Here is a 13878-nt window from a genome sequence, read left to right as displayed (position 1 = left end):
GGCATGGATGGTCGTCTCATCCATCAGGCGAATGACGCGCCGTATTGCCAAGCTCGAATTATGAGTCGGGCTCTAAGACGTGCGTATGGCGCTGGCAGGAGCGGTTCATGGCCGAAGGGCTCGATGGCCTGCTTCGTGACAAGACCCGGCCTCCCGGCATCACGCCGCTCGAGGCCGCGCTGATCGACAGGGTCGTCACGCTGACGCTGGAGCCGCCCGACCACGAGGCGACGCACTGGACGGTGCGTGCGATGGCCCGGGCGGTCGGTATCGCGGCATCCTCGGTGGTAAAGTTCTGGCACGACCACGGCCTGGCGCCGCATCGCTGGCGCAGTTTCAAGCTGTCCAACCACCCGGCGTTCGCCGAAAAGCTGCACGACGTGGTCGGCCTCTACGTCTCGCCGCCCGCGCATGCGGTCGTGCTGTCGGTAGACGAAAAGAGCCAGATCCAGGCACTCGACCGCACCCAACCCGGCCTGCCGCTCAAGCGCGAACGGGGCGCAACCATGACGCACGACTACAAGCGCAACGGCACGACGACGCTGTTTGCGGCACTCAACGTGCTCGATGGGTCCGTGATTGGCAGCAACATGCAGCGTCACCGGCATCAGGAGTTCATCCGCTTCCTGAACGCCGTCGAGGCCGAGCTACCGCAGGACAAGGCCGTACACGTCATCCTCGACAACTATGCCACCCACAAGCAGCCACAGGTCCGGGCATGGCTGGCACGCCATCCCCGCTGGACGTTCCATTTCGTGCCGACGTCATGCTCGTGGCTCAACGCGGTCGAGGGCTTCTTCGCCAAGCTGACCCGCCGCCGCCTCAAGCATGGCGTCTTTCACTCGGTCGTCGATCTGCAAGCCGCCATCAACCGCTTCATCAAAGACCATAATCAGCAGCCTCGACCTTTTCTGTGGCGCGCAGATCCCGACGAGATCATCGCTGCTGTCAGGCGCGGGCACCAAACGTTGGAATCAATCCACTAGGTCACTGGCGCAATGCGGGGCGCAACCACATTCAGCGCCCCGACCTGAATCGATAACATCAACGGAAGCGACATCTGTTGCACCTCGCCGTCGAGGCCGATTTCGATCGTCGGACCGCTCGATCGAACGGACATATCTTCAGAGGCTGCGTGCGGCAGGCCATTCTCTTCTTCTGGTGCCCGGCAATCACGACATACCGTTCTACGACGTGATACGCCGTTTCGCAGCACCGCTGCAGCGCTATCGGCACTACATCGATGATGCGCTCCGTCCTTGGTTCGAAAATGGCGAGATCGCGGTGCTGGGCCTCAATACGGCGCGCTCTTTCAGGTTCAAGGATGGCCGCATCAACCAGGACCAGATTAGCCTCCTGCGGCAGCGTTTTGGATCGGTCGCGCCAAGCAAGACCAGGATTCTTGTCACGCATCACCCCTTGTTCGCGATGCCCATCGGCTCGGGGAACGAACTGAGCGAAGCCGTGGGGCGCCGCGAAGAAGCGGTTCAAGCCGTATGCGAAGCCGGAGTGCATGTCGCACTCGCCGGGCATTTCCACCGGACCTACGCCGAAGCCGCCCGCAAGATGGTCGAGAGGTCGGGCAGATCGCTCGTGATCCAGGCTGGAACGGCAACCTCAACGAGGCTCCGCAACGAAGAGCCACAGAGTTTCAATTGGATCCAGACAAGCAGCCCGGGAGAAATCGGCCTACAGGTCATCGTCTGGCTCGACGGCGAATTCACGCCGAAGAGCCACGTTGGTTATCGGTTCCTGGATGATGGGTGGATCCGTTCCGAAATTGCAGATGCTGTGGATACGAAAAAGCATGGTCTCGAAACACACGGGCCCCCAAGACCTTCGACCGATGCTATGGCATGACGCCGACGTCGATCCATGAGATTGCGGCGAACGCGTAGAACTGAGCCGTTCGTTTAAAGACGGCACCGCCGCCGCGATTTCATCGCAGCAGCGGTGCATTCCAGTCAGCAGCCGTTGCGGTTTCTGTTGCGATCCCGCGTGTTGTTCTTGTCGAGCGTCCGTCCGAGCAGTGCGCCCCCGACGCCGCCCGCAATTGTGCCGAGCGTCCCGCCACCCAACACGTTGCCAAGCACAGCGCCGCCAGCACCGCCGGCAATCGTGCCGACCGCACCGTCCCCGCTTCCGCAATGGCGATTGTCATATTGACCGCGGTCGGCATTGCTACGGTAATACCGGTCACCACCACTATAAGCGCGATGATGACGATAATGATGATAAGTCTGAGCAAATGCCGCGTCGGGCACGGTGGCAACGCCAGCCGTCGTCAGCGCGGCGACTGCCAAAATTCCTGAGCGGGTAAGTTTCTTCAGCATAGTCTACTCCTTCAATTTGCTGCGCAACCGATACACGATCGGTTCGGCCCTATGCTGAATGCATCTGACAGAAGCCATTCATCTCAAAAGGTTCGCGGCGGAAAATTCCAAGTCCGACACCTCAATCTTGATGTGTCGGCGCTTCCTGTAGGCAATCGGCTTTCTGACAGCTGGGATTTCTCCGCCTGCCAGGAAGCCGCGTTCTACCAAGCAGTGAGCGGCGGAGGTGCGCCAAGTTCATGGCACCACCCCGCATGCAAAAAGCAACGAATGCTATTGCTTGCTATCGTCTTTGACGCCGATCGTTGGAACGTCGATCGATGTCTTTTTCGTTTCGACCTTGGGAACCGTCACGGTCTGCTTGCTGGTTCCGACGACGACTTCTTTGGAGTGAACCGCCACGTCCGGAAGGGCGCCGCTCTTGGCGCTCACGTTCACGGTTGGCAGGGCGCCGCCTTTGACGTTCGCGCTCCAGAAGCCGGTTGCGAAAAGCAGCCCTACTACGATCAAAACGGCAAGCACTACGCCGCCGATGACAAGGCCGGTGTTGCTCCGCTTCTCTACATAGGTCGTGTCGCCGTTCGCTTCGCGATATTCAGCCATTTCCGTTCTCCTCTGCAATCTTTGGTAAACCGGAGGGGCCGCTCGTCTGAACGGTTCCAAGCAAAGCCAGGCCGATTTGAACGCCCGTAGCCCTATTGCGGCGCCCGGGTATGAGGTGGTCCTGCCTTCCTCCAACTCAGATGAAGACGTAACTCCGGCGTAACAAAAATGTTGCATTACCTTTAGCCAATCCGCTTTTGCGATAGTTCGTCAAAGACCGGCTGGCAGTCGGTCACCGCCTGCCGTGACGAAATTCAGACGCTAACGCACTCGATGGCAGGACAAGTTAACTCGCAGCGCTGGCGCAAACTGCGAGGTCCTTCTCGCCACGCACGGACCGAGAGGATGCTGATCAGGCACTGAGGAACTTCAATCGTGGTCCTGCGTGGGTGTCAATGCAGCCCAGTCCGTGGAGCCTTTGAAGCGGTCGAGGCGAGGTTGTTCCTTGAACTGATGTTGTGCCTGCTCGCAGATCCGCCGCGCCTCGATGTCGCCGGCGAGCGTCCTGTTCGGCGTGTCGACCGGCAGGTTCGAGAGATAGTATTTCGGCTCACGGGTCGAGCGGCGCTCCCCGATCAGCGCCGAGTAGATATGATAAATTGCGGACTTAGAGGTTCTGCTGAAATTGATCGACGCAATCTGCGGCCATGACGCTTGCTTGGGGCATTTTTTTAATGGAGCTTCCCGTATTGTCGATTAGCGATGATGAAGGACGGTCAAGCCATGCGTGAACCAGTGGCGACCGGCCGCAGCCTGCGCTGGCGTAACCAGAACGCTTTGGGCGCGACGGCCCCGTGGATCATCGCCACGATCACGACGACCGGGCTCTACTTCGGACGTTCGATCCTCCTGCCGATTATCCTGGCGGTGCTGCTGTCTTTTCTCCTTGCGCCGATTGTGAGCGGCTTCAGACGACTGCGTGTCCCGAAAGCGCCTGCGGTTCTCTTCGCCGTCGCAATGGCTCTTGGAGGAATCGGGGTGACCGGCACCATCATTGTCAGCCAGGCCGCCACCCTGAGCAAGGACGCACCGGCTTACGCCGAACGAATTACCGCCAAGGCTGCAGGGTTGCGCGTCGCGATCAGGCAAAGGTTTGGGGCGATCCTTCAATCCGACGGCGGCAGCGGACAGCGCAAGACGAGGAGTGCACGGGCCGCGGGACTCCAGGCGACGAGCAGACCAACGAGCAGCGGCGTCGTCCCTGTCGAGATTCGTCCAGCCCCGGAGACGGCGCTTGAGGAGGTACAGAGTTACGTCATCCCAGCGCTCGAGCCGATCGAGACGATCCTAATCGTGCTGATCGTCACGATCTTCATTCTGTTTCAGCGAGAGGATCTGCGTGATCGTCTGATCCGGCTCATGGGAACGGCTGATCTCCACCGGACCACAGTAGCGCTCGATGAAGGGGCGAGTCGGCTCAGTAGATACTTTCTGTCGCAGTCGGTCGTGAATCTGGGATTTGGCCTGGTCGTGTGGGCGGGTTTATTCCTAATCGGCGTGCCATCGCCGGGCCTATGGGGCGCGTTGGCCGGGCTGGCGCGCTTCGTACCCTATGTCGGCGTGGTCGTGGGCCTGGCCGGGCCATTGGCCTTGGCGGCGGCGGTTGATCCGGGCTGGACCATGGTGTTCTACGTCCTCCTGCTGTTCATCGTCGTCGAACCGGTCGTCGGCTATGTGCTAGAACCGCTGCTTTACGGCCACTCGACTGGCCTGTCCCCAGTGTCGGTAGTGCTTGCCGCGCTGTTCTGGACATGGATCTGGGGCCCCGTCGGGCTGGTTCTGGCGATGCCTGTGACGCTGATGCTGGTCGTGCTGGGGCGCCACATCCCAGCTTTTGAGATCTTCGATGTGCTGCTCGGTGATCGCCCCGCGTTGTCGCCGGCCGAGATCTTCTACCAGCGCATCCTGGCCGGGAATGTCGAGGCAGCCATCGAGCAAGGGGAGTCGTGTCTCGAGACGATGTCGATGGTGCAATACTATGATGAGGTGGTGCTGGGCGGCATGCGGCTGGCGGCGGCAGCCTTCGATCGGGGCGCGGTCGATCGCTCCGCGCTCGAGGGTGTGCGGGATACGGTATATGACCTGCTAGCCGCGCTGCACGATTATCGCGAAACCAACACTCTCGAAACCGACCTCGGGTCGAGCAGTGCCCTCTCTTACGGTCCTCCACGCGCGGGCGAGCCTCAGACCGGCCGATCGGTCCTGTGCGTGGCTGGACGCGGAGCGCTTGATCCGGCGGTGACCCGCCTGGCCGCGCAGCTCCTCCACATCGCAGGTTGCGATGTGGAGGAGCAAAGCAGACTGCCGGGTCGGTTCGACGGTGGTGTGCATTTCGCAATTGGCGACGCGGACGTGGTCTGTATGCTGGGCTTGTTCGACGACAGAAGTTACCGCCGCATGGAGCCACTCCTAGGAAGCCTGGCCGCCAAGACTTCTGATACGGTGATCCTCATCGGCGTGGCGCGTGTTGTCGACCAGACCTCGACCGCATCAGACAATAGGCTGGTTCCGTCGTTGGGCGAGCTTTCCCGGGCGGTCAGCGACCTTGGGCAAACGGCGTCGCCTGCGCCGCACGGCGAGGCTGTAAGTGGCACTGATCTGACGCTCGTCACCGCGCGTGGGGATCCGTGAGCGCCTCGAGGCGCGCGTCGTCAGCGACGATCGGCTCCGGCACCTTTGGAATGCTCTTGAACGGCAGGTCGCAGTGAAGCGTCGTCGCCCAGCGCTCCAGCCACTCGTTGCCGTCAGGACCGACATATCGGTCGGGAGTCCGATAGGCCGGATCTCGCATGACGTTATCAAGTGATACAACGCGAAGTCGTTGTTTGTGCAGTATCGCTGCAAGCCCATCGACGCTCGCTGCGTTCAAGCGGCTGGCATGCAGCAGGAAGACGAAGGCGGGCTCACGCGCGAATAGCGTGTGCCCCGCACGTCTGTACCAGCCCACGATCCGACGCGTGAAATCGAGATATGACCTCTGGATCGCCGCCGCTCGCCGGACGTCCCCCCGCTCGACCGCGTCATCATACGGTGCCGAGAACTGCCAGTCGCTATTCTCCATCGTGACCGGCGCGACCCGGTAGCCATGGCCCTTGAGCCAAGCCTGGAAGAAGCTTCGCGTGGCTTTGGTCGTTCCGGTCTCGAGATAAGGGTAGCGGAACCAGCGTTCCCGCATGCCGCGGGCCGCGAGCAGAGGAGCAGTCACCGTTTCGCCGCGAACGACATTAGCGATGTACGCGTCCACCGGCGTCGTACTTAACGATACATGCGAGTACGTGTGATTTCCAAGATCCATTCCAGCATCAAGCCATCGTCGGAGCAACCCGATGCGCTGCGGCCGGTCTGCGGCATCGAGCTGGATCTCGTTCACGAAACCCGTCGCTTTCCAGTGATGTCGTGCCATTCCGACCAGCAACTTGTCAGTCACATCCGCGCCGTCAGCTGCGGTGACGAGTTTTCCGAACACCGGCAGATCGTCGAATGTCAGCGCGACTCGTCCTGCGGTAGCCGGGCTGGCTATGGACGTCACGCATCCCAGTGCGAACACCGTGGGGGTCCGAACGAGCCGCCTCCACTTCGCAGTTTTCATTGCACGAAGATCATCGCGGCGACCGCCGCAGCCATTACAACGGTCGCCGCCCAGCCGAAGAAGTAGAGACGTGGCCCTATCGTGAACTTCCCCATCGCCTTGCGACGTCGCGCTACCAGCATCATCGCGGCCATGATCGGCACTGCAACCACGCCGTTGATAACGGCGCTCCAGAAAAGAGCCTTGATCGGATCGATCGACGACCAGTCGATGGCGATCCCAAGCAGCGTCGCTATCCCGATCACGCTGTAGAACCCGACCGCCTCCCAAGGCTTGTGTTCGAGCCCACACTTCCAGCCGCGGCTCTCGCCGATCGCATAGGCAGCAGACCCGGCGAGCACGGGCACGGCCAGCAGCCCGGTGCCGATGATGCCAAGCGCAAACAGCAGGAATGCGAACTTGCCAGCGACCGGCTCGAGCGCCTTGGCGGCATCGGCCGCGGTGCCGATGGTGGTGTGCCCGCTGGCGTGCAGCGTGGCCGCTGTGCCCGCCATGATCGCAAGCGCAACGATGTTGGAGATCGCCATCCCGGCGAACGTATCGATGCGCATTCGGCGGAACTCTCGTCGCGCCTGCCACGGCGCATCGACCAGCGGTTCGGCGGCAGGTTTCTGCGCGACTTCCTCTACCTCCTGCGCGCTCTGCCAGAAGAAAAGATACGGACTGATCGTGGTGCCTAAGATGGCGACGACGGTGATCACCGCGACCTTGCCGTCGATCCTCGGAACAATGAACCCGACTGCCGCCGCTTTCCAATCCATGTGCACCATGAACACCAGGGCTACATAAGCGAGCAGGCAGAGCGTAATCCATTTCAGGAACGCTGCGTAGCGGCGATAGGGTATGAACAGCTGAAGTCCGAGCGACAGCAGCGCGAAGCCGATCGTGAGCAGGTGTCCGTTGGTTCCGACCACCAATTGCCCGGCGTCTCCCATCGCTGCGATGTCCGCGCCGATGTTGATGGTGTTGGCCACGAACAGCAGAATCACGAGGCTGGTCACGATCCATCGCGGCAGCAGGTCGCCCATGTTCTTAGCAAGGCCACAGCCGGTTACACGGCCGATGTGCGCGCTGATGAGCTGGACCGCCGACATCAAGGGATAGGTGAGCAGCATAGTCCACAGAAGGCCGAACCCGAACTGCGCACCGGCTTGGGAATAGGTCGCGATGCCGCTGGGATCGTCATCGGCCGCCCCGGTCACAAGGCCGGGACCAAGCTGTTCGAAGAGCGCGATCGAGCGGAGCCGTGTGCCGAGTTTCATGGTGCGTGGCCGATCGTCTTATCGTCTCATAGGACAATGGCAGCGACCGCACGCGGAGTCACCCGAACGCGCCGCCGCTGCCACCTAGTCACTTGGCCGTGGACACGTTGCCCTTGAAGTCGAGCGCGACGTGCACGGTATGGGCGCCCTTTCTGGCGGAACCGTGCCAGACGCCGCTCTTGTCCTTGGTCAGCCCCGACACGTTGGTGAAGCCGGACTTGGCGATATGCTCGCGCGCCTGGGCCTGCGTGAACGAGTTGGCCCCATTGCGGGCACCTCCATCGTCAACGGTGTGTGCGGTCTTTAGCGCGGCATTGTTCTTGGCGGGCACAGTTTGCGCCAGCGTTGGAGCGGCGAGCAGGGCCGTTCCAAGCAATACGACGTTGGTGATACGCATGGTCATCTCCCTAGGATATTGATTGAGGATCAAACGCGATCGTAGCTGGCGCGCTCGGCGGCGACGTCGGATTCCGAATAGGCGGGAGCGGTCTCGTCGAACTTGCTCCAACCCTTCGACTCGTATGTCTGACGACGCTCGCCGAGATTCACCGAGCGGTCGTCGCTTAAGATATTGCGCGCGGTAGGCACCAGCGGCTCGTCGACCTTGGCGGTGACAAGGGTGCCGCCGCGGCGCACGCCTTCGGCATAGACGTGCGCGTCGTTCTCCGGAACGCCTGCATGGGTCAGCGCACCGACTAAGCCACCAGCCGCTCCGCCGATCAGCGCGCCGCCAGCAGCACCCGCTGCGGTCGCCGCCAGCCAGCCGGCTGCCACCACCGGCCCGATGCCGGGGATGGCAAGCAGTCCGAGCCCTGCGAGCAGGCCGCCGACGCCGCCGACCGTCGCGCCGATACCTGCACCCTTGCCCGCGTCCTCGGCAGCCGGATCGACCACGTCCCGCACTCCGTCCGTGCCGTCATGGTTCTTGTCATGACCAACGATGCTGACGTCGCGGTGCGGCACGCCCGCCGCCTCGAGATCCTGCACCGCGCGGCGGGCGTCGTCGTAGCTGTCGAACAGGCCTGTGACTGTCTGTGTCATGATAGTCTTCTCCTAGTTCCGGTCCGAAATTGGCCGGTTTGTTATCGGGCAGAGGTGCCGAGAGTCAGCGGGTCGTGCCGCGGACCACCAGATGGTAGAGGACCAGCACCACGATCGCGCCGATGACGGCAACGATGAGGCTGTAGATGTTCAGACCGGTGACCCCTGCAGCGCCGAATTGGTTGAAAAGGAACCCTCCGACGACGGCGCCGACCACGCCGAGTACGATGTCGAGCAGTATGCCCTCACCGGACTTGTTGACAATCTTGCTGCCGATGAAGCCGGCCACGAGCCCGAGGACGATCCAGGCTAGGATGGACATTAGCATTCTCCTCTCTGACGGACCTCTGCCCGCGAACTGAGAACCTAATTGGCGCAAAGTCGTTCCCCAAGATGCTTACGCGCCCGTTCGACAGGTGCATTGGCACCCATCGGCAATCTTGCGTAACTTGTTCGACTCGATCTGATGCTCACGATCGCGCGCCCAGATGCTGCTTGGCCTGGCTACGGCTGCCGGGTCGAGCAGCATCTCGTGGGAACACGGCGAGATGCTCGCCCATCACCCGTCGCACCGTCAGCGCAGCTCGGCGATCGCCGCCAGTCTCGATAAGCCTCGACCAGGTCCCGGGTTCGGGTCTCGGTGTCGATCATGCTGACGATGGAACCTTGAGGCCGAAGTTGCGAACTTGAAATTTCGCATCAAAAACGATCACCTGGGACGTTTGCGCTTCGGCAGCGTCTGGCTAGAACGCGTCGCGTAGAGGCCCTTTGATCTCATCGCGCCGTGTCATCGGTTAACGACCCAGTTCAGCCATTCCCCGATCCGGCCATGGGTGACCGCTCCCCGAAGAACCGGCATTCGCTTCTGACAGCAACGCGCTTGGAAGCGGGGGTATACGATCCTCCGCACAGCATGGCGAGAACTTGAGTGCCAAGGAACACTTTCCGTTACGGTTGCGTTTTGGCCTCAGAAGGATGCTGTTGTGGCATCCGCCGATCGGAGGCTTCCCATGCTTTGGACCATTGCCGTAATTCTCCTCATTCTCTGGGTCCTTGGGTTCGCTGTCCATATCGGGGGCGGGTTGATCCATCTTCTGCTGGTCGCCGCGGTGGTCGTGGTAATCTTCAACTTAGTGAGCGGCCGTCGCGCGGTTTAGGCGGTCGCTTGACCTTACGTGTTTAGCAATGCGGCGTCGGAGGGACGACCGGCCCTCTTTCGCCGGACCGCTGTCGCCTGTTCGCAATAGGCTTCAGCCGACCAGCCGCCTTGCGCCGTCGCATTGATGCAAATTTTGATTTTCCCGTCAGGAATAACCAATTATCACCGTCATATTGTAATGCGGCTATCCGATCAGCACGCCTTTCCAGTCGCGGCGTTCCGTAGGTTTCTCCTTGCGTACGCTTGCTGAGAACGGCCGGGCATCGGAGTCCTCGATCAGCTGCCGGAGATGGGCCCTGCCGCGCGCAACCCGGCTCTTAAAGGTGCCTTCCGGGATAGCGAGTTGGCATGCGGCCTCCTCGCTCGACACGCCTTTTCCGGCAAGTAGCACTGCATCGCGATGGTCCGGGCTGAGTTGACCGAGCGCCCATCCGATGTCGCGTAACTCTACCGCTTGGTCTTGCCCGCCCTCGGCACCGGGCAGGCGATCGAAAGCTTCCTCCGGCAGGCTGGCATGGAAACGATCACGGCGATGAGCCGAAAGAAAGCTGTTGCGCATCACCACCCGGCTCCACGCCCCGAAATTGCTGCCCGGCTGGAAGCTGTTCCGGGCCGACCAGCACCGCAGCATCGTGTCCTGCACAAGATCGTCGGCATCGACGCTGTTTCCGGTGAGACGACGTGCATGGGCGCGTAATAGCGTCTTTTGGCGATCGAGTAGCTCGGCAAAAGGCGCATCCGCAGTATCTGTGACGTCGTGGCGTCCGTGGTTCATGGCGACATCTCCGCTCTTTCATGTCAAACACCCTGTACGCCTGGGTTTCTTGCTGGCTGATGAGCGGGGCGGGCCATCAGCGCTCGTCAGCCCCGATAGTTCGCCAACGAAATACCGATCATCGCGATATCCCGGAGGGCTAGACCGCAATCCGAACGAAGCTTATTGGCTCCGGCTGCGAAAGGGCCGATTAGGCCATAAATGAACCTCCGATAACAATGGTGTTCAGCACGATTTCACGGCCGCTCGCCTACACCGGCAACATTGGATCACTCCGAGGAGACGAGCCGTGAAGAAGACGTTGATCTCAGCCTTGATAACCTCAAGCGTCGCTCTCGCCGCAATCGTTGCGGTCCCTGCATCAGCCCAGGATTATTACGGCCGCCAGGTCTATCACCAGCAATATCAGGGTGACGACGATAGCTATGATCAGGATGCGGGTTACCAGAACTACCGCCAGCAGCGCGAATATCAGCGCTACCAGCAGCAGCGTCGCGCCCAGTATGAGCGTCGCTACCAGCGGAGCCGCTATCAAGGGTACTACAATGCGCGTGAGCCCCAAGGGTACACCGATCGTGACGACTACCCGCAGCAGCAGAATTATTATCAGGGGGAGCGCTGCAAATCCGGTACCACTGGGGCCATTCTTGGCGCAGTTGCCGGCGGCCTACTCGGGCGTGAAATTGGTCGGGGTGGTCAATATGACCGGCCAAGCACGACGGGCCTTATTCTTGGTGCAGGTGGTGGCGCGCTGGCTGGCCGTGCAATCGAGCGCAGCGGGAACGACTGCCGGTAACTTTTTCATCGTGTGAAGGGAGTACCCATGACGAACGTTCGCAAACTCGCTATGACGCTTGCATTGGTGACCGCCTCTGCCTTCGCACTGGCCTCGCCGGCGTCAGCGCAGAGCTTCGGTGGGATTACACTGAGCTTTGGGTCGGGCGGCTACGACAGCTACGCCTATGATGACGAAGAGTACCCGGTAGACAGCTATAACACTTACGGCGTGCCGCAGTACCAATCCTATTCTTATTACCGGGAGCCCAGCTACGGGTGGCAAGAGCGATCACGCCGCGAGCAGATCGAGCGGTGGCGCGCGGAGCAGCAAAGGCGACTCTATTTGGCGCACGAACGTCGCGAGCATCAGCAATGGCGCGATGACGACGACGACAATTAATGATCTCGATGCTAACAGTGCACCCGGCTCGACTGTTGAGCTGGGTGCACTGAGGGCCTCAGCCAGGAAGCCAATACGCCAGAAAGCGACGACGCCTGAAAATTAGGCGGAGAGCCTGTCCTTGACAGCCTTGGCAGGGGAAAAAGTGAGCTTCCGCGCTGCCCTAATCGTGATAGTCTCGCCTGTCGCGGGGTTACGGCCTGCGCGTTCAGGTGTGTTCTTCACCTTAAACTTTCCGAATCCGGGCAGAGAGACCTCCTCGCCACGCGATGCGGCATCGGTAATTTCAGCAAAAAGAGTTACAAGTATCCCGCGGGCGTCCACCTTGGTCACTCCGTGCGCGTCGGCGAGTTTTGAAGCGAGATCGAGGTTTGTCATATTTTCTCCTTTTGCTGAGTGCGAACAGTAGGTGCATATCGCAGACAAGCTGCGCCGTCACCGACGTGGGGTTTCAATACCAAGTGCGCGCCAAATTAGAATAGAATCATAGGTGCCGTCGGATCGGTCGGGTCGGGCTGATTGCATCTGCGGTTCTTCAAGTGCTTTAGCCATGCTGAAAGGCGTTCGCGTCCTGCCGTTGTTTGGGCGGCCGCCCGCGGTGTCACGTCCTGAGCATCCCCCGGGCTCGTCCACCGTAGCTCGGTACTACTGATCGAGCATGGGCACGAGCGGGGGTGGTGATCTCGGATACTATGCTTGGGACCGGTTCGGAAAGAGCGTAATGCCGTAGCGCTATCGCCTGTTCGCCCGATTCGATTGTCGTCAGCGGCGTACCGACCAAGCCGCCCAGAGCATCACTGATGAAAGCGGTTCCCCGCGCCGCACGCTCGCCGCCTGTCGTTCAACCAGGATCCACAAACTTCGCGGGCCGATTACGCTTCGGCTCTGATGGGGAAGCCTCGGCCTTTACAGGAGCGTTTTGTCTCGGCTTTCGTCCAAGACCGATTTTCTTCGCCATATCACGACGCATTGCCGAATAGGACGGCGCGGTCATGGGATAATCGGGCTTCAAACCATAGCGCGCGCGATATTCGTCGGGCGTCAAACCGTTGGTAGTGAGATGCCGGGTCAATGTTTTGTAGGGCTTGCCGTCGATCATCGAGATAATGACATCGGGATTGGCCAACGACTTCCGCGCAGTGACCGCGGCGGTAAATTCCGGAGCAGCGTCGTCAGCAGGAGCTTGAGACGCTGCAGTCGAGAGGCCGATCACTGCATCATGCATCAACTTTAAGAAGGCTGGAACATCCTCCGCCGACGTGCGCGTATTTGGGTTCGACAGCCATGCCATTGTCAATTCTGTGGCAAGTTCAACGGCGTCGATAGTTTCATCAGTCAATGTCGATTTCCTTCAATTGAGGCTGCAATAAAAAATCTCAAAGTTTTACATTCAATATCGCAGGTGCGTGACCCATAAAATACGCTATCAGCATGCGACTAACCCGCTCTGAAAGTTCAACGTTGACCAGAAGCGACTATCGCGGCCGCACAGTGCCCGAGTAGCTATTTCGTTCTGAAGCTAGCGTTTGGACACGTTCAGCACGCTGGGCCATTTCCTCCCATCGCTCGGCCGATCGAAGGGCTCGCATACGAACATTTGGTAACGTGGCAGTCTCAGCTACTGCACGTTCGGCCTCCGCACGTTTGCGGTACGATGTTGCTTCATTGCTCATCTCAACCGTTTATCTCATTTGGCATCCGCCCGCTAGCGATGCTGCTTTCACAGCGAATGGCAGCACTATGGCACTTTGTGTCCATCAAGCCAGCGGTAGCGCTTGCCCCAGCGGGCGTCAGATAGCTCGCTCTTAGCAGGAACGAGGGCAGCGCGGTGGCGTAGCCAACCGGCTCGCGGCGATAAGCGGGTAATACCAAGACTCTCTGATCAGGACCGATGGGCCCACGACCGCAGTCCGATGGACATGATGCGCCACGGCTGATC

14 protein-coding genes and 2 pseudogenes are annotated in these 13878 nt (G+C 60.6%); 6 read left to right on the top strand and 10 right to left on the bottom strand.

Annotation, left to right across the window (positions count from 1 at the left end; genetic code table 11):
* Positions 1-71: 71 nt before the first annotated feature.
* Both IE187_RS20805 and IE187_RS21565 read left to right on the top strand, forming a co-directional pair.
* Positions 72-986: pseudogene (locus IE187_RS20805) on the top strand (IS630 family transposase); the annotation flags it as partial.
* 133 nt (positions 987-1119) lie between these two features.
* Positions 1120-1860, top strand: a pseudogene (locus IE187_RS21565) (metallophosphoesterase family protein); the annotation flags it as partial.
* A gap of 104 nt (positions 1861-1964) precedes the next feature.
* On the opposite strand, the gene IE187_RS20795 reads toward IE187_RS21565, so the two are convergent.
* A complete protein-coding gene (locus IE187_RS20795) occupies positions 1965-2333 on the bottom strand; it encodes a hypothetical protein (RefSeq protein WP_189677914.1) in 369 nt (122 codons plus the stop codon).
* A 273-nt stretch (positions 2334-2606) separates the two neighbouring features.
* Positions 2607-2936 (bottom strand): hypothetical protein, encoded by a 330-nt coding sequence (locus IE187_RS20790; protein ID WP_189677913.1) that lies wholly within the window; start codon positions 2934-2936, stop codon positions 2607-2609.
* 702 nt (positions 2937-3638) lie between these two features.
* Here IE187_RS20790 and IE187_RS20785 point away from each other — a divergent pair.
* On the top strand, positions 3639-5567 hold the full coding sequence (locus IE187_RS20785) for an AI-2E family transporter (protein ID WP_189677912.1): 1929 nt from the start codon (positions 3639-3641) through the stop codon (positions 5565-5567).
* Here the strand turns inward: IE187_RS20785 and IE187_RS20780 are convergent.
* The 5 genes from IE187_RS20780 to IE187_RS20760 all read right to left on the bottom strand — a co-directional run bounded on the left by IE187_RS20780 (position 5545) and on the right by IE187_RS20760 (position 9150).
* Positions 5545-6483: a polysaccharide deacetylase family protein gene (locus IE187_RS20780; protein WP_229839629.1), complete on the bottom strand. Its 939-nt coding sequence runs from the start codon at positions 6481-6483 to the stop codon at positions 5545-5547. The two genes, IE187_RS20785 and IE187_RS20780, sit on opposite strands and share 23 nt — an antisense overlap.
* 38 nt (positions 6484-6521) lie before the next feature.
* Positions 6522-7727 (bottom strand): NRAMP family divalent metal transporter, encoded by a 1206-nt coding sequence (locus tag IE187_RS20775; protein ID WP_229839628.1) that lies wholly within the window; start codon positions 7725-7727, stop codon positions 6522-6524.
* 148 nt (positions 7728-7875) lie between these two features.
* Positions 7876-8184: a hypothetical protein gene (locus IE187_RS20770; protein WP_189677908.1), complete on the bottom strand. Its 309-nt coding sequence runs from the start codon at positions 8182-8184 to the stop codon at positions 7876-7878.
* A 29-nt stretch (positions 8185-8213) separates the two neighbouring features.
* Positions 8214-8828, bottom strand: coding sequence for a general stress protein (locus IE187_RS20765; protein WP_189677907.1), 615 nt, complete (start codon positions 8826-8828; stop codon positions 8214-8216).
* Between the two features lie 64 nt (positions 8829-8892).
* Positions 8893-9150 (bottom strand): GlsB/YeaQ/YmgE family stress response membrane protein, encoded by a 258-nt coding sequence (locus IE187_RS20760; RefSeq protein ID WP_189677906.1) that lies wholly within the window; start codon positions 9148-9150, stop codon positions 8893-8895.
* 688 nt (positions 9151-9838) lie between these two features.
* Here IE187_RS20760 and IE187_RS20755 point away from each other — a divergent pair.
* Complete coding sequence (locus IE187_RS20755) at positions 9839-9985, top strand: lmo0937 family membrane protein (RefSeq protein WP_133190578.1); 147 nt, start codon at positions 9839-9841, stop codon at positions 9983-9985.
* Between the two features lie 186 nt (positions 9986-10171).
* Here the strand turns inward: IE187_RS20755 and IE187_RS20750 are convergent, their stop codons facing one another.
* Entirely contained in the window at positions 10172-10762 is a 591-nt protein-coding gene (locus IE187_RS20750) for an RNA polymerase sigma factor (protein ID WP_189677905.1), read from the bottom strand.
* 289 nt (positions 10763-11051) lie between these two features.
* Here IE187_RS20750 and IE187_RS20745 point away from each other — a divergent pair, with 289 nt between their 5' ends.
* Entirely contained in the window at positions 11052-11558 is a 507-nt protein-coding gene (locus IE187_RS20745; protein WP_189677904.1) for a hypothetical protein, read from the top strand.
* A 27-nt stretch (positions 11559-11585) separates the two neighbouring features.
* Positions 11586-11939, top strand: a complete 354-nt coding sequence (locus tag IE187_RS20740) for a hypothetical protein (RefSeq protein ID WP_189677903.1) — start codon at positions 11586-11588, stop codon at positions 11937-11939.
* A gap of 102 nt (positions 11940-12041) precedes the next feature.
* Here IE187_RS20740 and IE187_RS20735 read toward each other — a convergent pair whose 3' ends face one another.
* Complete coding sequence (locus IE187_RS20735; protein WP_189677902.1) at positions 12042-12317, bottom strand: HU family DNA-binding protein; 276 nt, start codon at positions 12315-12317, stop codon at positions 12042-12044.
* Between the two features lie 463 nt (positions 12318-12780).
* Positions 12781-13278: a Ros/MucR family transcriptional regulator gene (locus IE187_RS20730; protein ID WP_189677901.1), complete on the bottom strand. Its 498-nt coding sequence runs from the start codon at positions 13276-13278 to the stop codon at positions 12781-12783.
* Between the last annotated feature and the right edge of the window lie 600 nt (positions 13279-13878).

It is taken from the genome of Sphingomonas glacialis, assembly GCF_014653575.1.
Classification (GTDB): Bacteria; Pseudomonadota; Alphaproteobacteria; order Sphingomonadales; family Sphingomonadaceae; genus Sphingomonas; species Sphingomonas glacialis.
The sequence above is the reverse complement of the archived record's forward strand: the minus strand, read 5'-3'. Positions and strand labels throughout refer to the sequence as shown.

Coding starts and splice junctions, on each gene's coding strand:
- IE187_RS20740 (WP_189677903.1), top strand. CDS start 11,586: ATGACGAACGTTCGCAAACTCGCTATGACGCTTGCATTGGTGACCGCC.
- IE187_RS20735 (WP_189677902.1), bottom strand. CDS start 12,317: ATGACAAACCTCGATCTCGCTTCAAAACTCGCCGACGCGCACGGAGTG.
- IE187_RS20785 (WP_189677912.1), top strand. CDS start 3,639: ATGATGAAGGACGGTCAAGCCATGCGTGAACCAGTGGCGACCGGCCGC.
- IE187_RS20755 (WP_133190578.1), top strand. CDS start 9,839: ATGCTTTGGACCATTGCCGTAATTCTCCTCATTCTCTGGGTCCTTGGG.
- IE187_RS20760 (WP_189677906.1), bottom strand. CDS start 9,150: ATGTCCATCCTAGCCTGGATCGTCCTCGGGCTCGTGGCCGGCTTCATC.
- IE187_RS20790 (WP_189677913.1), bottom strand. CDS start 2,936: ATGGCTGAATATCGCGAAGCGAACGGCGACACGACCTATGTAGAGAAG.
- IE187_RS20795 (WP_189677914.1), bottom strand. CDS start 2,333: ATGCTGAAGAAACTTACCCGCTCAGGAATTTTGGCAGTCGCCGCGCTG.
- IE187_RS20770 (WP_189677908.1), bottom strand. CDS start 8,184: ATGCGTATCACCAACGTCGTATTGCTTGGAACGGCCCTGCTCGCCGCT.
- IE187_RS20750 (WP_189677905.1), bottom strand. CDS start 10,762: ATGAACCACGGACGCCACGACGTCACAGATACTGCGGATGCGCCTTTT.
- IE187_RS20765 (WP_189677907.1), bottom strand. CDS start 8,828: ATGACACAGACAGTCACAGGCCTGTTCGACAGCTACGACGACGCCCGC.